Consider the following 19,975-nt stretch of genomic DNA (forward strand, 5'->3'; position numbering starts at 1 on the left):
GCAGCTCTGCAGACCTCGCCTTGGTCCGTAGACCTAAAACGGGCCGCGTAATTTAGGAGCTTTTCCATACTTTCGGCGATGTCTGCTGGATAGGCTGAGGTGTCCGGACAAAGCCGTCCGGGCGGGTGCCGATGTCAGAAAGAAGCCCATGGCCGCAGCTACAGTGGACGACATCCTCGCGGATCTTCCGTTGGGTTTCGCCAGCCTGATGCTTCGGCCGTCCCGCACGGATGCTGCGATCGAACGCTTTCTGATCGTCGACGCCGACGACGAGACCGCCGACGGCGCGACTGCGTTCGTCCTTCTGATCGGCGTTCGCGGACGCTCCGCGTTGCCCGCAGTGCGGCGCCTCTTGAAACGCCCGCCCCTGGTCCTGGCCGTCAAGGGCAGCCCCGACGAACTGGCGGAAGCCGAAGAGCTGCTCCGCGCCGCCGGAACCGGCCTGCTGCTGGTGGACCCGGCGGCAGACTGGGACCGATTGCTGTCCATCGCCAAGGACCGAATCCAGCCGCCCAGCTACCAGCGCGAAGTGCTGACCCTGCTCGAAGAAGACCTCTTCGCCATCGCCCAGACCACGGCCCGCCTGACCTCCAGCCACGTGGTGATCGAGGACGCCGCCAACAAGGTCCTGGCCTACTCCACGGTCACCAACGCCATTGACGAACTGCGAAAGGCCTCGATTCTGGCCCGGCGCGGCCCGCGCAAATACGAACTCCTCCTCAAGGACCTCGGCGCCTACCGCGAGCTGCACCGGACGCGCCTGCCGGTCCGGGTTCCCGCCCGGCCCCAGGACGGCCTGCGGGAGCGCGTCGCCATCAGCCTGTTCGCCGGCGACCGCATCATGGGCTACATCTGGCTTCAGGAAACCGGTGCGGGCTTCGGCGACGACGTCGACTATGTGCTCACCGGCTCGGCCGCGCGGGCCTCCGCCGAGCTGATCCGGTACCGTAACCAGCAATCCGTGCACATGCGCGAGGACCGGATCGTGCGCCTACTTTCGGGTCCCGCGGAGGCTGCGGCGAGCGCGCACAGCGAGAAGATCCCTGCGGACCGCCCCGCGGCCCTGATCCTGATTGGCCTCTCGGCGTCCGAAGCCCAGGAGAACGACGCCGCACTCAAACACGGCGAGCTGGCCAACCTCGCTTCAATCCATGCAGCCGCCTACAAGCCCTCAGCCATCGTGGGACAGTTTCACGGCGACACCGCCGTGATCCTTCCCGGGCTGCAGTCCGCCAACGCGGGGGCCGGTCTGCGGAGTCTGGCCGAGGCAATCGTCAAGGACGCCAACAAGCACCTCGGCATCAGCCCCTTTGCCGCCGTCGGCCCCGCTGTTCCCGATCTGCTATCAATCCATTCCGTGACCGGAATATGCGAAGCGCTGCTGGGCTGCATGCGCCGCTCCGGCGAAGTTTCGGTTGCCACGGTGGACGACTTCGAAGCCGAGATCCTCTTCCACGACGCCGTGGAGAACTTTACGACGGCGGCCTTTCGGCACCGCAGCCTCTGGGCCCTCCTCCGCGACGACGCGGAACTGGCCGTAACCCTGCGTGCCTTCTTCGACGCCTCACTCGACGTGGCCGAGTGCGCGAAGCGGATGCAGCTGCATAAGAACACCGTCTACTACCGGATCGGCAAGGTCAGCCGGGTCACCGGCCTGGACTTCGGCAATCCCCGCCATGCACTGGTCGCGCTGCTGCATGTTCAGGAGTGGTCCGGCACGCAGAAGGAGCATGTGGGCAAGAAATGATGACAACACTTGATTCGCCGCCGCTTGCCTTATTACTGGATGACATTGTCCGCGGCCACCGGCCCCGGACGGAAGCGGGGTCAGTCCCCGCAAACATTCCCCACCTGCAGTCCCCGCCGTTCGACCGTTTCGGCATCGCGGTTGCCACGACGTCCGGGGAACTATTCAGTTCCGGCGACGCCGATCTTCCGTTCTCGATCCAGAGCATCTCCAAGGTCTTCACCCTGGCGATGGCGCTCAGCGCCGATGACTCCGGCTCGTTGTGGTCCAGGGTCCTTCGCGAGCCTTCAGGGACGCCCTTCAACTCTTTGGTCCAGCTTGAAGTCGAGCACGGGATCCCACGGAACCCCTTCATCAATTCGGGCGCCCTGGTGGTCACCGACCATCTGATGGAAAGAACTCCCGACGCCGCCGCCCAGGTCCTGCGTTTCCTCACCGGCCAGGTGGGACACCAGAATGGAAGCCAGAGCCCTTTCATCGACGAGATCGCCGCAAAGAGTGAACTCTCCAGCAGCAGCCGCAACCTGGCCCTCGCCCACTTCCTGAAGGAATTCGGCAACCTGCGGCAGCCCGCAGAGGCAGTGGTGGAGAACTACGTCAGGCAGTGCTCAATCATGATGACCTGCGCGGAGGTGGCCAAGGCGGCTCTATTCCTCGCGCAGGATGGTCGTGGAGTTCAAGGCGCGGTGATCTCCAGGAGCGAGGCTAAGCGCATCGGTTCCATCATGCTGACCTGCGGCATGTATGACGCAGCCGGCGAGTTCGCCTACCGCGTGGGACTTCCCGGGAAAAGCGGTGTAGGCGGCGGCATCCTGGCGATTGTCCCCGGCCAGTGCGCCATCTGCGTCTGGAGCCCGCGGCTGGATTCCAAAGGAAATTCCCTGGCAGGCACGGCGGCTCTCGCTGACCTGTCCGACCGGACCGGGTGGTCGATTTTCTGATCTGACGCCCGGCTGTCCCCACAATCTCCCTCCAGAACCCCATTTAGATCTCTGACAGATCGAAAGGAACACCCATGCCCAACAACCCCAATGACGAGGTTGGCTTGTACCAGGCCGATGGCGGCCACGCCCACGCTTCGGATGCCCTGATCCACGCGGAGGACTCGGGCTATCACAAGAGCCTGAAGCCCCGGCAGATCCAGATGATCGCGATCGGCGGGGCCATCGGGACCGGCCTGTTCCTGGGTGCCGGCGGCCGGCTCAACGCGGCAGGCCCGTCACTGGTCATCGCCTACGCAGTCTGCGGCTTCTTCGCATTCCTGATCCTGCGCGCCCTGGGTGAACTGGTGCTGCACCGGCCCTCGTCAGGATCGTTCGTGTCCTACGCCCGCGAATTCTACGGAGAGAAAGCCGCGTTCATCTCCGGCTGGTTCTATTGGATCAACTGGGCCACCACCACCATCGTGGACATCACCGCCGCGGCCCTCTACATGAACTTCTTCGGCAAATACATCCCCTGGATGGGGGCAGTACCGCAGTGGGCGTGGGCGCTGATCGCCCTCGTCGTGGTCCTTTGCCTCAACCTCGTCTCCGTCAAGGTGTTCGGCGAGCTCGAGTTCTGGTTCGCCCTGATCAAGGTCGCGGCCCTGGTCGCATTCCTGTTGGTCGGCACCTACTTCGTCATGTTCGGCACGCCCGTGGAAGGCCAGGAAGTCGGATTCAGCCTCATCACCGACAATGGCGGCCTCTTCCCCAACGGTCTGCTGCCCATGATCATCCTTATGCAGGGCGTGCTGTTCGCCTACGCCTCGATCGAACTGATCGGTACCGCCGCCGGCGAAACCGAAAACCCCGAAAGAATCATGCCCAAGGCCATCAACTCCGTGGTCTTCCGGATCGCCGTCTTCTACGTCGGCTCGGTCATTCTGCTCGCCCTGCTGCTGCCCTACACCTCGTATGAAAAAGGCGTCAGCCCGTTTGTGACGTTCTTCGGATCCATCGGTATCCAGGGCGTGGACGTCATCATGAACCTCGTGGTCCTCACGGCCGCACTGTCCTCGCTGAACGCCGGCCTATACTCCACCGGCCGCATCCTGCGTTCCATGTCAGTGGCCGGATCGGCCCCGAAGTTCGCCCAGCGGATGAACAAGGCCGGTGTCCCCTACGGCGGTATCGCTATCACCGCCGGCGTCTCCCTCCTCGGGGTCCCACTGAACTACCTGGTCCCCGGCCAGGCTTTCGAGATCGTCCTGAACGTCGCCGCCGTAGGCATCGTCGTCACTTGGGCCACCATTGTGCTCTGCCAGATCCAGCTCAAACGGTGGGCAGACAAAGGCTGGCTTGAGCGCCCCAGTTTCCGGATGTTCGGCGCCCCCTACACCGGTTACCTCTCCCTGGTATTCCTGCTCGGCGTCCTCGTCATGGTCTTCATCGATTCCCCGCTCACATTGCTGGTGACCCTGGTGGCCTGCGCGCTGATGGTAGGCGGCTGGTACGCCTGCCGGAAACAAATCCACGACATCGCCGAAACCCGCGACGGCTTCACGGGCGCCGCGCCCGTGCTGGCCAACCGGACTCCAATCCGCTAATCGAACATCCCAGTGCCGACCAATCCCACAACCCGGCACCCAACGCGAAAGCCTTCATGCAGCCACGAAACCCGCTGAGTCCCGGCCGCCCTAGCGCTCTGCAGGAGCGCCACCCGCCAGACACGCACAAAGACAAGCCGCCGGCGTCGAACGACAGTTGCGAGGACGGCTGCTTCTTCTGCACCGGACCGGAAACAGACTAGCCACCGTTCCGCTGGATTCAGTGGACATGCCATGCCCGCCAACCCAACCCAAGAAGACAAGTAGTGATGAAAACCGAGTCTGCATCCACAATGACCGCAACCGACACGCACCCAGTTGAAGGCGACACCATCAAACCCCTGCAGACGGCCCCAGGGGCTGTCCTGGATAACCGCAACGGCGCCAGCACCCTCAAGTCCGCCGGCCACGTGATTGTTGATTCGCTCGCAGCGCACGGGGTGGAACGCACGTTTGTTGTCCCGGGGGAAAGCTTCCTGGACGTCCTCGACGGGCTGCACGGCTCTGAGATCGAGACCGTGGTCTGCCGGCACGAGGGCGGCGCCGCCTACATGGCCGAGGCCGACGGCAAGATGAACCAGCGCCCCGGCGTCGCCATGGTCACCCGCGGCCCCGGGGCAGCGAACGCCCATGTGGGCCTGCACACCGCGTGGCAGGACTCCACCCCGATGCTGCTCTTCGTCGGACTGATTCCGTTCGCGCACCGGGACCGCGAGGCGTTCCAGGAGTTCGACATCAAGGCGTGGTTCGACACCGGCGCCAAACGCGTGATGGTCCTCGACCACCCCGAGCGGGCCTCCGAAATTGTCGCGGAGGCAATGTTCGCGGCCATGAGCGGCCGTCCCGGGCCCGTGGTGGTGGGCCTGCCGGAGGACATCATCCGGGTCCCCATTGATCCGGCCCTGCACCCGGCCATCCCCGTTGCCGCGGGCGGCATGAGCAGCACCGATGCCGGTGCGCTGGCTGAGGCGCTGGCACAGTCGAAGAAGCCGCTCTTTGTCACCGGCGGGAACGACTGGACCCAGGAAGCCGCCTCGGAACTAACCCGTTGGCTCGAAAAGCACCACATCCCGGCCGCGGCGGAGTGGCGTACACAGGGGACCGTCTCCTTTGATTCGCCCAGCTACGTGGGGCCGATCGGCTACGGCCGGCCCCGCCCCACCTATGACCTCCTGGAGGAAACCGACCTGCTCGTTTTCGTCGGGACGGTCCCGGGGGACGTGATCACGGACGGTTTCGTCTGCCGGCAGGACTGGAACAAGAACAACTTCCTCGTCAGCATCGATCCCTCGCTGCGCGGCCGCTCCGGTCCGGTCTCCCGCCAGATCCTGGCCAAGCCGGACGCCTTCGTCCGGGACTTGGTCAACATCGACCTGCCCGTCAGGCAGGAGTGGAAGGCGTGGACGGCCCGGATGCGCGCCGAGCAGCAGTCGTTCGCCAGCCTGCCGCCGTCGACACCCGGCGCCGGTCCCGCGAAGATGGACACCCTGATGGCCAACCTCGTCCCGCTGCTGCCGCAGGACGCCCTGGTGACATTCGGGGCAGGCGAGCACACCAACTGGGCGCACCGGTACTTCCCCACCCGGCGCTACGCCTCGATGATCAGTGCCCGGAACGGTTCCATGGGGTACTCGGTGCCTTCGGCCATCGCCGCCTCACTGGCCAGCCCGGAGCGCCGGGTGGTCACCATCGCCGGCGACGGGGAATTCCTGATGAACGGCCAGGAGCTCGCCACGGCCGCCCAGTACGGAGCCACGCCGCTGATCATCGTGATGGACAACCAGGAGTACGGCACCATCCGCACCCATCAGGAACGCCACTACCCGTCCCGGGTGTCGGGCACGCAGCTGAAGAACCCCGACTTCGGCATGATGGCCCGGGCGTTCGGCGGTTTCGGCATCACCGTCACCGAGGATAAGGATGTGCCGGCCGCCCTCGAGGCGGCGCTGGCCGCCATCGACCGGGACGGTGTGTTCGCCCTGGTCCACCTCATCGTCGAACAGCGGGTCAAGGCCTACTAAATACACCCTGCCCAACCTGGTTGCGCTATCAGTCCTGGTCGTCATTCGGCGTCCATAACCGCCAAGACTGATAGCGCAACGGGTGGTTGGAGGGGTGCCTCGAGGCTACTCCCCCGTTTCGCCGTCTATTCCCCCGTCTCGCCGTCTAGGGCCTCGCGGAGGAGGTCGGCGTGGCCGTTGTGCCGGGCATACTCCTCGATCATGTGGCACAGGATCCAGCGCAGGCTCGGTGCCGAACCGTCCGGCCACGGGCGACGGGCCAATTGGTCCAGGCCGCCGGCGGCCAGGGCCTCCGTGACGCTGGCCCGGGACCGGTCCACGGCGTCCTGCCACAGGGTGCGCAGCTGGTCCGGGGTGTCCCCGGCGGCGGAATGCCACTCCCAGTCCGGGTCGGCCTTCCAGTCCACGGCGGCAAACGGGGCCTCCCGGTCCCGGGCGTGCAGGGAACGGGAGAACCATTCGCTCTCCACATAGGCCATGTGCTTCAGGAGCCCGCCCAGTGTCATCGATGAGGCAGCGGTAGTAGCCACAAGGCCGGCCGCGTCCAGCCCGGCGCATTTCCACGCCAGCGTGGCCCGCTGGTAGTCCAGGAATCCCAGGAGGGTCGCGGTTTCGTCGGAGGCGAGGGGAGGCTCCGGGCGGCCCTGATCGTCCACAATTGTCATGCGCGTGAGTCTAGCCGCCCGGCCTCCACGTCGCCGGAAACCGTCCGCTTCGCCGGAAAAGTACGGCGTGCCGGCACACTTCCGGCGACTTCGACGACGGCGGCGGCAGGCACGGGGACGACGGCGGGGACCCGCACGGTCCGCCTGGAGCGCCGGTGGATGACGTACTCGGCCACCGCAAGGTTGATCACCCAGGCTGCCCCCAGGAGCACAGCCCGGGTCGGCTCGTCGGGCGGGCCCACCAGCAGCATCCACGGCAGCCCCGTCAGCGCCTGCGTTCCCGCGGCGACGCCGATCGCGTAGCCGCGCGTCATCCACGCGCCGTGCCGCACAAAATCCCGGCGCACAACCGCCACGACTCCCAGGACAATGCTCGCCGCCATGGCCGAGCCGAAGACCAGCCGCAGTACCAACAGCGCCGGTCCGTCCCCGGGCGGCAGCGGATAGAAGACGGCCATCCACAGGCCGGACAGGGCGGCCAGCAGGCCCGCCGGCGCGAGGATGCGGCCGGCGAAGCGGTGCCAGCTGCGGCGGCCCCGCAGCGCGGGGAGGAACTGGAACGCACCGAGCAGGCTGTAGGTGGTGACACTGAGGATGTGGGTCACCACGGGCACGGGTGAGGCGAAGAACCGGGCGTTCTGGGCGGTGACGGCGGCACCGCCGGTCAGTTCCGTCAGCCGCGCCGCACCGGCGATCACCGGGATGAGGCTGAGAAGGATCAACCCGGCGGGCACTGGCCACTGGGGGCGGCGGCGGACTCGGGGGACGGGGGCGCTGCTGGCGTGTGTTGTCACGGCGTGGTCCTTGGCGGGGATGGCTGGCGGCGGCGGTACATGCGATGCGCGGTGTACGGCGTACACCTGATGCGGCCACGTTAGGTGTACGGCGTACACTTGTCAATAGGGAACCGTTAGGGAAGGGTGGCCGGATGACCCAGCAAGCGGAGCGAACGCGCCGGATTCCGTTGAGCCGGGACCGCGTCCTGGCTGCCGCCGTCGTGCTGGCCGATCATGTGGGGATCGAGGCGCTGAGCATGCGCCGGCTGGCGCAGGAACTCGGCGTCGTGCCGATGGCGCTTTACAAGCACGTGGCCAACAAGGAGGAACTCCTTGATGGCATGGTGGACGCCCTTGTCAGCGAGATCGATCCTCCCGTCCGCGATGCCGGCTGGAAGGACGCCGTGCGCCTGAGGGTGCTCTCGGCGCGGGGGGCGCTGCTGCGGCATCCGTGGGCCCGGCAAGTGCTGGAATCGCGCACGAATAAAACTCCAGCGGTCCTTGGCTACATGGACTCGTTCATCGGCATGTTCCTGGCCGGAGGCTTCTCCGTGGACCTGACCCATCACGTCATGCACGCCCTCGGCAGCCGCATGTGGGGGTTTACCCAGGAGCTGTTCGACGACTCCGCCGGCGGGAACGCCGCAGGGCTGGCCACCCTTCCGCCGGAGGCGCAGGCGGCCATGTTCCAGGAGATGGCCGAGCGGTATCCGAACATCCTGAAGGTCGCCACCGCCTCCGCGCACCAGGACTCCGTGGTGGGCCAGGGGTGCGATGACCAGTTCGAGTTCGAGTTCGCCCTGGATCTGCTCCTGGACGGCTTCGAGCGGCTGCACCGGCAGCACTGGACCTCAACTCCGGCACAGACCAGCCCGGCACAGACCTCGACGCCGGCGAGGCCCTGACCGGCCCCTACTCCTCCAGGAACCGCAGCAGGTACGGGAGAGTGGTCCGCATGGCCCGCAGGTCGCCCCCGCTCGCGGCCAGCTCGCCCAAATAATCGCCGTGGGTACCCGGCACGATCATCAGGCGCGCCCCGGGAATGACCCGTGACATCCGCACGGCGTGGTCAGCGCTGACGACGTCGCGGTCGGCGCTCAGCACCAGGGTCCGGGCCGTGATGCGGCGCAGGTCCTCGTCCGACCATCCGGGGAAGCTCAGGATCCGCTGGCGGTCCAGTTCGAACATCCGCTCGAGGTGTCCGGGCTCCGGGTTCAGCCGGCGGTCCGCGTCCTGGTACACCTCCGGCATGTCATCGAGGGTTGCCTTTTCCATCCCCTCCCAGAATTCATCGCCCACAGCGTCGCGGCTGGCGAAGGTGGAGGCGGCAATCAGGCACCGCACCATGGACGGATGCCTCATGGCCAGCGCGAGCGCGGTGTGGCCCCCGGCGCTGAACCCGAGCACGTCCACGGAGTCCACGTTGAGCTCATCGAGCACGGCCTTGATGTCCCCTGCCGATCCTTCGGCGGTGAGCGGCCGGGCGGTAGCCGCGGTCCGGCCGTGGCCTTCCTCTTCGACGGCGATCACCTGCAGGCTCTCGGCCAGCAGCGCGGGGATGAGGCCGGCGAAATTGGTCTCGATGCTCGAGCCTCCGCCGGGAATCAGCAACAGCGGGGGCTCGCCGACCCGCGGGTGACCGTGGACCTCGTAGTACATGCGGAGGTCGCCGTTGGCCGCGTAACCGTGGGTGAAAGTCACATGGCATGTTACCGCCGCTAATACCGGGCTGAACAGGGCCTTGCGGACGACGGCGGGAGATTCCCGCCGTCGTCGTGTTGCGTTGCAGGTCAGGCGTTGACGGACTCGGCGATGATCGCGTCGACCTGGCCCAGCGCCTCCCTCATGCCTTCTTCCATGCCCATGGCGACGATCTTCTCCATCTGCTCCTCCGCCTCGAAGGTGGACAGGATGGTCATTCGGGTGCGGTCGCCGATTGGCTCCAGTGTCACAACTCCGTGGATCGTTCCCATATCGGCCACGGGGTCGCCGTTGTCGTCCGCGAAGCCATCATCGAACTCCAGCCGGTGCGGGGCGTTGATGGTCACGAACCGCCACCAGCCGCGGGCCTTCTCCCCCTCGGGTCCCGTCATGTAGTAGCTGGCCTCGCCGCCCGGGACGAACTCGTGCTTCTCGAAGGTGGCCGGCCACGTGGGCGGCCCCCACCAGCGCTCGAGCTGGCGCGGGTCTTCCCAGATTTGCCAGACGCGCCCCACTCCGGCATCGAACTCGGCGACCACGGTGAGGCTCAGCGCCTCAAGATTCTTGACTGAACTGACAACCGTCATGACGAACTCTCCTATCCTTCAGTTTCCTTCAGCTTGGCCTTGCGATTTCTTGATTGGTCTGGCGCCTGCCTGCGTCTCGTCAGGTTCCGGGGCGGCCCCTTCGGCAAGCAGGTCCGCAATCCGGTCGGCGCGCTGGCGCCAAATGACCTCGTAGTCGTCCAGCAGGCGGCGGGCCCGCTGCAGGCCGTCATGGTTGGCCCGCACGATCTGCTCCCTTCCCCGCTTCTCCTTCGAGACAAGGGAAGCGCGTTCCAGCACCGCCACATGCTTCTGGACGGCCGCGAAACTCATGGCGTAGAGGGCGGCGAGCCCGGAGACCGAGTACTCGCCCACTGTCACCCGGCGCACGATGTCCCTGCGGGTCGCGTCGGCGAATGCGTGGAAAAGGCGGTCGAGTTCGTCGTCGTTGAGCTGGGTTCTGAGCTGATCTACAACCATTTGGTTGTAGGATAGTCCGGCCGTTCGGGGGTGTCAATGGTTCACGAAACGACCCCGGTGGAGACAAGGACCGGGCGGCAAGAGGCCGGTGTGCGGAGCGTGTGCCGAGCGTAGAGTGAGCCCATGAAGCGTGTGGTGATCGACCGCTTCGGCGGCCCCGAGGTCCTGCAGGTGGTGGAGGTCGACGATCCACGGCCCGGCCCGGGCGAAGTCCGCGTCAGGGTCCTGGCTTCGGGGGTCTCTTTCACCGACGCCCAGCTGCGCGCCGGCACCTACCTCGGCGGACCGAAGCCGCCTTTCACGCCCGGCTATGAGCTCGTCGGCATCGTTGATGAGCTCGGGCCCGGTTGCTCGCGGGTACGGGTCGGGGACCGCATCGGCGCGCTGACGGTGTGGGGCGCCAACGCCGAGCGCGTCTGTGTGCCGGAGGCATACGCGGTGGATGTGCCTGAGGACCTCGACCCGGCCGAGGTCGTAAGCCTCGTCTTCCCCTACATGACCGCCTACCAGCTGCTGCACCGGACGGCCCAGGCGAAGCCCGGGGAGAGTGTTCTGGTTCACGGCGCGGCAGGCAGGGTAGGGGCCGCCATCCTCGAGCTCGGAGCACTGGCCCGCCTCCGCCTCTACGGGACCGCCTCCGGCCGGGACCGCGCGGCAGTTGAGCGGCTGGGCGCGGTGGCGATCGACTATCAGAACGAGGATTTCCTGGCCCGGGTGCGCGGGCTCACCGGCGACGGCGTAGACATTGCCCTCGACGGGATCGGTGGGCCGTTGTCTCTGCGCTCCTTCCGCGCGCTGCGGCCCGGCGGTCGGCTCGTTGTGTTTGGCCGCTACGCCACCATCGCGCAGGGGCGCAAGAACTGGCCGGGCGTGATCGCCTGGTACGCGGCAACGGGGAGCGTCGCCCTCTGGGGCTGGCTGTCACCCCGCCGAAAAGTGTTGTCCTACCGGATCCAGAAGCTGCGCATCCACCACCAGGACTGGTTCAGGGCAGACTTCTTCGCGCTGCTCGAGTTGCTTCGCCGCGGCGAGATTCACCCGGTGGTGGCCGAGCGCCTGCCGCTTTCCGACGTTCGCCGCGCCCATGAGCTGCTGGGGAGCACCGCGTCGAAAGGGAAGATCGTGCTCGTACCCTGATGAGGCCCCGCCGAGTTCGCGGGAAGCTTGCGAGATCGCCGCAAGGTTACGGCGTGTCCGCACGTTTCCGGCGACTTGGCGCGCCGGCGCTGCGAGGGAGGATAGTTTTAGGGCATGACGGCAAGCTACAGGTACGACGTCGAGATTCTGCACCTCCTTGTCTCGCCGGCACACGCCTACTTCGGCCGCGCCCGCGATGGTGCGGCGCAGATCCCCACGACGGACGCGGACCAAGTGGAGCTGGTGGCCGGCAAGGGCATCGTCGGCGACCGGTTCTTCGGCAAGGCCGCGCACATGGACGCCGCCGTCACCCTCCTCTCGATCGAGGCCCTCGAGGCGATGGCCAAGGAACTGGCAGCCGGCCCCTTTGACCCGCTCCTGACCCGGCGCAATGTGGTCCTCCGGGGCGCCCAGCTCGCTCCCCTGCTCGGCGAAGAGTTCGCGCTCGAGTCGAGGGGCAACGTGGTCCGGCTCCGGGCCGGACGGCCAGCCCACCCCTGCGCCTGGATGGACCGGATGCTTGCCCCCGGCGCGCACGCCGCCATGCGCGGCCGGGGAGGCGTGCGCTGCCAGCCGCTTTCGACCGGCCTCCTGAGCCGCGGCCCGGCCGTGCTGGTCAGCCCCGTCCCGCTCGACCCCGGGCAGGCCGGCGTCCCCACGCTGCTGCGCCCCTCCCGGCTGCCGTAGCGCGGCGGAGACGCGAGCGGCACGGACGACGGCGATCATGTTCTTTGCCGCGGATGTGGAACAAATGCTCATCCGAATCGTCGGCAGGAAATAGGCTCGGACTCATCGATCAGGCGGCCGCACGGCAACCGTCAAGCGCAAAAACCGGTGAAGGAGCCAGGGTGGACACCCGAAAGCTGAAGTATTTTCTGGCTGTTGTTGACCACGACGGGTTCAGCCGGGCCGCGGAGCACCTGCTCATCGCCCAGCCATCGCTCTCGCAGACCATCGCCGCCCTCGAGAAGGAGCTGGGCGTGCCGCTCTTCCACCGGATCGGGCGGCGGGCGGTGCTCACCGAGGCGGGCAAGGAGCTGATCGGGCCGGCCCGGCTCGTGATGCGCAACCTCGATGCTGCGCAGTCCGCGGTGCAGTCGGTGCGTGGGTTGCGCAGCGGACGGCTGGACATCGTCACGATGCCCTCGCCCGGGATCGAGCCCCTGTCCTCGATGATCGCCGCCTTCACCCGGGCGCATCCCCTGGTCAGGCTCAATGTCAGCGCCGCCTTCACCCCGGAGGACGTCATCGAGTCTGTCCGAAGCGGCAGCACGGAGATCGGGCTGGCAGGCTCCCCCACGCCCATCAAGGTTCCCGGCGTTGAGGTGTTGGAGCTCGATCGCCAGCCGCTGATCCTTCTCGTCAATCCCCAGTCCGATACGTTTGGCGCCGCAACAACGATCCAACGCGAGGAGCTGGCCGGCCACCGTCTGGTCGCGAGCCAGCGCGGTTCGCTGATGCGCTGGCTTGTGGACGACGCACTGGCGCGGGGGATCGACGCCGAAATCGTCGTCGAGGTCGCCCACCGGACCTCGATCCTGCCGTTGGTCCTGGCCGGGGTCGGCCACGCCGTGATGCCGTCGTCATGGGCGCCTCTGGCCCACAAATCGGGGCTGCGGACGCTGCTGATCGAACCCGTGTCCTACCTGGATGTTGCCGTTCTCAGCCGGAGGGACGACCTGACCCCCGCAGCCCGGTCCTTCCTGGCGGTGGCGCGGCTGCACGCGGCCCCGCAACCGCAAGGAGGGACAGAAACGCCTCCCCCGGCGCATCATCAATAGGCTGAACCTATCTAGCGGATCGGATCTTGGTCTTGGACGGCATGTGGTGCCGGCCCGTCTACTTGAAGAGGAAGGCAGTGTGACGCTGCTAACACACTCAACGAGGAGGTAGGCACATGAGCGCCACCCAGACATTCAGCATCGCTTCAATCCCCGCAGACGGAGTCGGCAAAGAGGTCGTCTCCGCCGGACGCCGGGTCCTGGACGCCCTGGCGCAGAATTCCGGCGGCAAGTTCGCCTTCGAATGGACCGAGTTCCCATGGGGCTGCGAGTACTACGCCAAGACCGGCCAGATGATGGACCCCGACGGACTGGACACCCTCAAGGACTTCGACGCCATATACTTCGGCGCTGTCGGCTGGGAAAACGTCCCGGACCACATCAGCCTCTGGGGCCTGCGCCTGAATATCACGCAGAACTTTGACCAGTGGGCGAACATCCGTCCGGTGAAATTCCTCCCGGGCATCCAGTCCCCGCTGCGCAAGGCCGACACCACCGAGCTCGACTGGATTGTGGTCCGCGAAAACAGCGAAGGCGAGTATGCCGGCCTCGGCGGGCGGAACCTCAGCGGCCGCGGCCCGGGCAACGAGGTCGCCCTGCAGACCGCGCTGTTCACCGAGAAAGGCTGCGAGCGCATCATCCGCTTCGCGTTCGATCTGGCCCGGACCCGCACGGTGAAGAAGGTCTCCTCCGTCACCAAGTCCAACGCCCAGCAGTACGGCATGGTCCTCTGGGACGAAACCTTCCAGCGGGTTGCCCTGGACTACCCCGATGTCGCCACCGAGAGCGTCCTGGTCGACGCGATGAGCGCCAAGTTCATCCTGCACCCGGAAGACCTCTCCGTGGTCGTCGCCTCCAACCTGAACGCCGACATCCTCTCCGACCTCGGCTCGGCCCTTGCCGGCAGCCTCGGCCTGGCGGCCAGCGCAAACCTGAACCCGGAGCGCCGCTTCCCGTCCATGTTCGAGCCGGTGCACGGCTCGGCCCCGGACATCGCGGGCAAGGGCATCAGCAACCCGATCGGCGCGATCGCCAGCGCAGCCCTGATGCTGGACCACTTCGGCCTGCACGAGGAAGCCTGCCGCGTCGAGGCCGCCATCGAAGAGGCAACCGGCGCCGGCCACCTGACCCGCGACGTCGGCGGCGACGCCACCACCGCGGACGTCACCGACGCCATCGTCGAGGCCCTGGCCCGCACCCTGGCGGCCGTCTAACGCTTCCGTCCAGCGCTGCGGCGCACTGAAACGGACGACGCCGGCCGCGCGGCCGCCGTCGAACGCTACACACTGCACGGGGCGGCTGCGCCGAACTGGCACCCGCCCCGTGCAAACCCCCACACTTAAAGCATCTCCAGAGACATTCCACAATGAGGTAGGAATCATGGGACACATCACCACCGCGGGCACGGAAATCCCGGCCCCCAAGAAACGCTGGTACAGGCAGCTGTACTTCTGGGTATTGACCGGCATCGTCCTCGGCATTCTGGTGGGCTGGCTGGCCCCGGCCGCGGGCATTGCCATGGAACCGATCGGCACCACCTTCGTCAACGCCATGAGAATGCTGATCGGCCCGATCGTGTTCCTGACCATCGTCGGCGGCATCGCCAGCGTCGCGGATCTGAAGAAGGTCGGCATGACCGGGCTGAAGGCCCTGACGTATTTCCAGATCGGCACGATCTTTGCCCTGCTCTTTGGCCTGGTCGCCATCAACATCTTCCGCCTCGGCGACGGCGTCAACGCAGACGCCAGCGCTATCAAGACGACGGACTCCGCGGCCAAACTCATCGACGCCGGCGCCCACCAGGAATGGTGGCAGTTCCTGACCCACATCATCCCCACCAGCGTCGTCGCGCCCTTCGTGGAAGGCGACATCCTCCAGATCATCTTCATCGCCGTGATCTTCGGCGTTGCGCTGAACGCCATGGGCAAGGTCGGGGCGCCCGTCCTGGACGGCGTCCAGCGCCTCACCGGGGTCATGTTCAAAATCCTGGGCTTCATCATGAAGGCCGCCCCGCTGGGCGCGTTCGGCGCGATGGCCTTCGCCGTCGGCAAGTACGGCGTCTCCTCCCTCTCCAGCATGGGCGGGCTGATCGCCCTCTTCTACGCCACCTCCATCCTCTTCGTCGTCGTGGTCCTCGGGTCCGTCATGGCCTTCCTGAAGCTGAACATCTTCAAGATGATCCGCCACCTCAAAGAGGAGTACCTGCTCATTCTGGGCACCTCCACTGCCGAACCGGCCCTCCCTGGCCTGATGCGCAAGCTCGAGCACGCCGGTGTGAAGAAGGAAACGGTCGGGCTCGTGGTCCCCACGGGCTACAGCTTCAACCTCGACGGCGCCGCCATCTACCTTTCGCTGGCCGCCGTCTACATCGCCCAGGCAACCAACACGAACCTGACCATCGGCCAGCAACTGGGCCTCATCGCGGTCATGCTGCTCACCTCCAAGGGCGCGGCAGGCGTCGCCGGCGGCGGCTTCATCGCCCTGACCGCCACCCTGGCCACGCTCGGCACCATCCCTGCCGCCGGCATCATGCTTATCTTCGGCATCGACAAGTTCATGTCTGAGTGCCGGGCCCTGGTGAACTTCACCGGTAATGCCGTCGCCACCTTGTTCATCGCCTGGTGGGACCGCACCCTGGACGAGGACCGCGTCCGCCGCGTCTTCAACGGCGAAACTGTTGAGCCGCTGCCCAGCGAGGATCCGATCCTCCCGGACGGCTACGGCGACATCGACGATGACCTGATCGAATACGGCCACCACACGCACCCGGACAACCACCCGGAGCGCACAGAAGCCGCCGATGCCGATTCGACGGCCAAGGACACCCGCCGCCCCGCCTACTCGGAAACCATCTGACATGTTCAACACCACCGCCCCGAAAACCGTGCGGACCCTCATCGCACCGGACAAGTTCAAAGGCAGCCTCACGGCCGGCGAGGTGGCCGACGCCCTGGCCGCAGGGCTCCGCGCCGGAGCCGGCTCCACCGGCGGGGCCGGAGCGGTCCACTGCGAGCTGCTTCCCCTGGCCGACGGCGGGGACGGCAGTGTGGACGCCGCCGTCGCCGCCGGCTTCACCCGGCACCGCCACACTGTCACCGGGCCCACCGGCCAGCCTGTCCCGGCCGGCATCGCGTTTGACGGCACCACCGCCGTCGTCGAGGTCGCCAACACCTGCGGTCTGGCGCTCCTGCCGGCGGGCCAGCTGGAACCCTTGGCGGCCTCCAGCCGGGGCTTTGGGGAAGCGATCCTGTTCGCCCTCAGTCTCAACCCGGTCAGGATCGTCCTGGCGCTGGGCGGAAGTGCCAGCACCGACGGCGGCATGGGAATGCTCACCGCCCTGGGCTACGGCTTCCACGACGCCCGCAGCCGGCAGCTCCACGGCAGCGGAGAGTCACTGGCGCAGATCCACACCATCCGCCGGACCAGGTTCCCCGAACTGGACAGCACGGAACTCGTGGTCGCCAGCGACGTCCACAATCCACTGCTCGGGCCCGGCGGCGCGCCGGCGGTCTTCGGACCCCAAAAGGGCGCCGGACCGCAGGACGTTGCGGCACTGGAGCACGGGCTGGCGCACCTCGTCGCCACGTTGACGGACGCCGGGTTTGAGGACGCCGCCGAACTTGCGCAGCGCGAGGGCGCCGGAAGCGCCGGCGGGATCGGCTTCGCCTGCCTGCTGCTGGGCGCCAAGCAGGTCTCGGGCGCCGACTACTTCCTGGACCTGCTCGATTTCAACAACCGCAGGGACAGTTGCGACGTCGTCATCACCGGCGAAGGCAGCATCGACGAACAGACCCTCGCCGGCAAGCTTCCCGCCGCCGTCGCCCGGAGGTCGGGAACCCGCCCGATCATCGCGGTGGCCGGCCGTTCCCTCCTCCCCCGGGAAAGGTGGTCCGAACTGGCGCTCACCCGGGTCTACACCCTGGCCGAGTACACCGACCAGGACTCCGCCAAAGACCCCGGACTTTCCGCCGCCCTGCTGCAGAGGATCGGGAGGGACATCGCGGCAAGCCTGCTGTAGGCGCTCTTCCGCCGACGAGGGGAACGCCCGCCGGGGGAAACCCGGGCGGGCGTTCCTGTCGCGTTCCTGTAGCGTTCCCTTTGATGTCCGCTTGCTGTCCGCCCAACGGCGGGCCGTTGTCAGCAGTAGCGGAATCTGGCCCCGCGGTCCTACTGCCTAATCGCGCCCTGGCTCTTCCCGCCCTGACTCTTCCCGCTCGGCGATCGCCTTCACGCTCTTCACCAGGCTGTCCCACATGCCCTTGGAGTGGTCGGCGTCCTCGGCACTGGCGTTGTTGTCCTGGGCGAGCGTCAGTTGCGTGGCACCGGCCTGGTCCTCGAGCGTCCAGGTCAGCGTGTGGTAGTTCTCCGGCGCATCCGCTTGGCCGCTCAACGGGCTGAAGTGCGTGACAACAAGCCGCCGTCCGGGTTCAAACTCGAGGATGCTGCCCCTGTCCTCGTACTCCTTGCCGTCCCAGGTGCCCCGCCACAGGATGGGTCCGCCTACCGTCCAGTCGGTCACGAGTTCGGTGCCGAACATGAACTCCTTGGCGGCATCGGGATCGGTGATCACGGACCATACGCGGCTCGCGGGCGCCCCGATGGTGATGGTCGAGGTCGCCACATACATTCCAGGCATAGCTTCCTTTCCTCGCGGAGTCGCTCGGCGCCGGCAGCGCCCGGCACCGAGACTACTCCGCCGGGCGGAACGTGCGGAAGCTCCCTAGGCCGGGTAGATCGCGATGGCGGCGGCCTTGATGACGAAGTAGACGCTCATTCCGGGGATGAGGCCGAGGTCGGCTGACGCGGCCGGGGTGATGTCGGCGGAGAGTCGACCGGCACGGACACGGATCTGATCGCCGTGGGGCTCCAGGTCCGTGATGATCACTTGGAATGAGTTTCGCGGACTGCCGTGCTCTTCGGTGAGGAACACCGATACCGCCGAGGGCGGAAAGACCGCTACTCCGTCCTGCCCGGGCTCGATGGTCTCGTCCCGGTGGCCCGCGACGACCATGCCCTCGGCGGTGGTCACCCCGGCGTCGCTGACAGTCCCCGCCACCAGGTTCAGCCCGGCCAGTCCGGCGGCGAACCGGCTGCGCGGTTTTTCCAGGACTTCGCGGGTGGGGCCCTGTTCGGTGATCCGGCCGTCCTCGAGGACGATCACCCTGTCGGCCAGCATGAGGGCGTCGAGGATGTCGTGGGTGATGATGATGGCCCGGCGGCCGGCGAGGACGCGCTTGAGGAGCCGGCGGAGCAGCGGGGCGGCATGGATGTCGAGCGCGGCCATGGGCTCGTCGAGGAGCAGCAGGTCGGGGTCGGCGGCGAGGGCGCGGGCCACGGCCACCCGCTGGGCCTGTCCGCCGGAGAGCTGTCCGGGGCGCCGCGAGGCGAGGGAGCCGGCGTCGACTTCGGTGAGCCAGTGCATGGCCGTTTCGCGGGCCGCGGCGCTGGAGGCGCCGGCGCTGCGTGGCCCGAACGCGACGTTGTCCAGTGCGCTGAGGTGCGGAAACAGGAGGGCTTCCTGGGCCAGCAGCGCCGTGCCCCGGGTGTGCGGGGCGCGCCAGATGTTGGTGTCCGCGCTCAGGTCGAAGAGGACTTTTTCGCCGATCATGGCTTTGCCGGCATCGGGGCGCAGCAGGCCCGAGATGATCGAGAGGAGCGTCGATTTACCGGCCCCGTTGGGCCCGAGGATGGCGATTGTCTCGGCCGGTCCGAGGCTGAAGGAGACCTCGAAGCCCCGCGCGGCAAGGGTTGCGTCCAGCTGAAAGGTCACCGGAGTGCTCCTTCCGGTGCCACGCCAAGGCGCGGGCGCCGGTAGGAGAGCCCGACGACGGCCACCGCCACGGCGACCAGCAGGAGGGAGAGCGCGACGGCGGCGTCGGCGTCGGTTTCTCGCTGCAGATAGATTTCCAGCGGCAGGGTGCGGGTGACGCCCTGCAGGCTGCCGGCGAAGGTCAGGGTGGCACCGAATTCGCCCAGGCTGCGGGCGAAGGACAGAACGGCGCCGGAGGCCAGGCCGGGGAGCACCAGCGGGATGGTCACCCGGCGCAGCACCGTGCCCGGGCGCGCCCCGAGGGTCGCGGCGACCGCCTCGTACTTGTTGCCGGCGGTGCGCAGGGCGCCTTCGAGGCTGACCACCAGGAACGGCAGGGCAACGTACGTCTGGGCGAGGACGACCGCGGTGGTGGAGAAGGCGATCTGGATTCCGGCCAGTTCCAGGCTTTTGCCCAGCAGTCCCTGGCGGCCGAAGGTGTAGAGCAAGGCGATGCCTCCCACCACGGGGGGCAGGACCAGCGGCAGCAGGACGAAGGCCCGGAGCAGGCGCTGGCCCGGGAACGGGCTTCGGGCCAGGATGAGTGCGAGCGGCACGCCGAGGACGATGCAGGAGGCGGTGCTCGCCGCGGAGGTACGCAGGCTCAGGCCGAGCGCGGTGAGTGAGGATTCGGAGGTGATCAGCGGGATGAACTGGGACCAGTTGACCTTGGCGACCATTGCAACCAGCGGCAGCAGGACGAAGAGTGCCCCTGCTGCCGCGATGGCGTAAATCCATGCCGGGATGCCTGTGTACCCGGTGCCGCTGCGCCTGTGCATGCCG

19 protein-coding genes are annotated in these 19,975 nt (G+C 67.2%); 11 read left to right on the forward strand and 8 right to left on the reverse strand.

Translation table 11 applies throughout. From position 1 onward, the window contains the following. The first annotated feature begins 148 nt into the window (after positions 1-148). The 4 genes from AC1D1A_RS13600 (at position 149) to AC1D1A_RS13615 (ending at position 6,298) form a co-directional block, all read left to right on the forward strand. Positions 149-1,747, forward strand: coding sequence for a PucR family transcriptional regulator (locus AC1D1A_RS13600; RefSeq protein ID WP_476947929.1), 1,599 nt, complete (start codon positions 149-151; stop codon positions 1,745-1,747). Then, positions 1,744-2,688, forward strand: a complete 945-nt coding sequence (locus AC1D1A_RS13605) for a glutaminase (protein ID WP_476873402.1) — start codon at positions 1,744-1,746, stop codon at positions 2,686-2,688. Before AC1D1A_RS13600 ends, AC1D1A_RS13605 begins: the two co-directional genes overlap by 4 nt. A 74-nt stretch (positions 2,689-2,762) precedes the next feature. Beyond that, positions 2,763-4,277 carry an amino acid permease gene (locus AC1D1A_RS13610; RefSeq protein WP_043435285.1) on the forward strand — a complete coding sequence of 505 codons (1,515 nt, stop codon included), beginning with the start codon at positions 2,763-2,765 and terminating at the stop codon, positions 4,275-4,277. 293 nt (positions 4,278-4,570) lie between these two features. Beyond that, entirely contained in the window at positions 4,571-6,298 is a 1,728-nt protein-coding gene (locus AC1D1A_RS13615; protein WP_476947930.1) for a thiamine pyrophosphate-dependent enzyme, read from the forward strand. Positions 6,299-6,423: 125 nt separating this feature from the next. On the opposite strand, the gene AC1D1A_RS13620 is transcribed toward AC1D1A_RS13615, so the two are convergent. Both AC1D1A_RS13620 and AC1D1A_RS13625 read right to left on the reverse strand, forming a co-directional pair. Continuing rightward, complete coding sequence (locus tag AC1D1A_RS13620; protein WP_476859918.1) at positions 6,424-6,963, reverse strand: DinB family protein; 540 nt, start codon at positions 6,961-6,963, stop codon at positions 6,424-6,426. Next, positions 6,960-7,757 carry a DUF2306 domain-containing protein gene (locus tag AC1D1A_RS13625; RefSeq protein WP_476947931.1) on the reverse strand — a complete coding sequence of 266 codons (798 nt, stop codon included), beginning with the start codon at positions 7,755-7,757 and terminating at the stop codon, positions 6,960-6,962. Before AC1D1A_RS13625 ends, AC1D1A_RS13620 begins: the two co-directional genes overlap by 4 nt. A gap of 134 nt (positions 7,758-7,891) precedes the next feature. Between AC1D1A_RS13625 and AC1D1A_RS13630 the strand changes: the two genes are divergently transcribed. Then, entirely contained in the window at positions 7,892-8,644 is a 753-nt protein-coding gene (locus AC1D1A_RS13630) for a TetR/AcrR family transcriptional regulator (RefSeq protein ID WP_476947932.1), read from the forward strand. A gap of 7 nt (positions 8,645-8,651) precedes the next feature. Here the strand turns inward: AC1D1A_RS13630 and AC1D1A_RS13635 are convergent, their stop codons facing one another. The 3 genes from AC1D1A_RS13635 to AC1D1A_RS13645 all read right to left on the reverse strand — a co-directional run bounded on the left by AC1D1A_RS13635 (position 8,652) and on the right by AC1D1A_RS13645 (position 10,465). After that, positions 8,652-9,440 carry an alpha/beta fold hydrolase gene (locus AC1D1A_RS13635; protein ID WP_476947933.1) on the reverse strand — a complete coding sequence of 263 codons (789 nt, stop codon included), beginning with the start codon at positions 9,438-9,440 and terminating at the stop codon, positions 8,652-8,654. An 89-nt stretch (positions 9,441-9,529) separates the two neighbouring features. After that, on the reverse strand, positions 9,530-10,027 hold the full coding sequence (locus AC1D1A_RS13640) for an SRPBCC family protein (protein ID WP_230009669.1): 498 nt from the start codon (positions 10,025-10,027) through the stop codon (positions 9,530-9,532). Between the two features lie 18 nt (positions 10,028-10,045). After that, positions 10,046-10,465, reverse strand: a complete 420-nt coding sequence (locus AC1D1A_RS13645) for an ArsR/SmtB family transcription factor (RefSeq protein ID WP_476931919.1) — start codon at positions 10,463-10,465, stop codon at positions 10,046-10,048. A 123-nt stretch (positions 10,466-10,588) separates the two neighbouring features. Between AC1D1A_RS13645 and AC1D1A_RS13650 the strand changes: the two genes are divergently transcribed. From AC1D1A_RS13650 to AC1D1A_RS13675, 6 genes are all read left to right on the forward strand, one after another. Further along, positions 10,589-11,602 (forward strand): medium chain dehydrogenase/reductase family protein, encoded by a 1,014-nt coding sequence (locus tag AC1D1A_RS13650; RefSeq protein WP_476931920.1) that lies wholly within the window; start codon positions 10,589-10,591, stop codon positions 11,600-11,602. A 114-nt stretch (positions 11,603-11,716) separates the two neighbouring features. After that, entirely contained in the window at positions 11,717-12,289 is a 573-nt protein-coding gene (locus tag AC1D1A_RS13655) for an MOSC domain-containing protein (protein WP_476947934.1), read from the forward strand. Positions 12,290-12,450: 161 nt separating this feature from the next. Then, positions 12,451-13,383: a LysR family transcriptional regulator gene (locus AC1D1A_RS13660; protein ID WP_476871388.1), complete on the forward strand. Its 933-nt coding sequence runs from the start codon at positions 12,451-12,453 to the stop codon at positions 13,381-13,383. 116 nt (positions 13,384-13,499) lie between these two features. Then, positions 13,500-14,597 (forward strand): tartrate dehydrogenase, encoded by a 1,098-nt coding sequence (locus tag AC1D1A_RS13665; RefSeq protein ID WP_476947935.1) that lies wholly within the window; start codon positions 13,500-13,502, stop codon positions 14,595-14,597. 166 nt (positions 14,598-14,763) lie between these two features. Beyond that, positions 14,764-16,239, forward strand: a complete 1,476-nt coding sequence (dctA, locus tag AC1D1A_RS13670) for a C4-dicarboxylate transporter DctA (RefSeq protein WP_476858119.1) — start codon at positions 14,764-14,766, stop codon at positions 16,237-16,239. Position 16,240: 1 nt separating this feature from the next. Further along, positions 16,241-17,401 (forward strand): glycerate kinase, encoded by a 1,161-nt coding sequence (locus AC1D1A_RS13675; RefSeq protein ID WP_476859927.1) that lies wholly within the window; start codon positions 16,241-16,243, stop codon positions 17,399-17,401. Between the two features lie 156 nt (positions 17,402-17,557). On the opposite strand, the gene AC1D1A_RS13680 is transcribed toward AC1D1A_RS13675, so the two are convergent. From AC1D1A_RS13680 to AC1D1A_RS13690, 3 genes are all read right to left on the reverse strand, one after another. Then, positions 17,558-18,019: an SRPBCC domain-containing protein gene (locus AC1D1A_RS13680; protein WP_476887584.1), complete on the reverse strand. Its 462-nt coding sequence runs from the start codon at positions 18,017-18,019 to the stop codon at positions 17,558-17,560. An 84-nt stretch (positions 18,020-18,103) separates the two neighbouring features. Further along, complete coding sequence (locus AC1D1A_RS13685) at positions 18,104-19,153, reverse strand: sulfate/molybdate ABC transporter ATP-binding protein (protein ID WP_476947936.1); 1,050 nt, start codon at positions 19,151-19,153, stop codon at positions 18,104-18,106. After that, positions 19,150-19,971 carry an ABC transporter permease gene (locus tag AC1D1A_RS13690; RefSeq protein ID WP_476858115.1) on the reverse strand — a complete coding sequence of 274 codons (822 nt, stop codon included), beginning with the start codon at positions 19,969-19,971 and terminating at the stop codon, positions 19,150-19,152. Before AC1D1A_RS13690 ends, AC1D1A_RS13685 begins: the two co-directional genes overlap by 4 nt. Between the last annotated feature and the right edge of the window lie 4 nt (positions 19,972-19,975).

Source organism: Arthrobacter sp. P1_B9, from assembly GCF_056406495.1.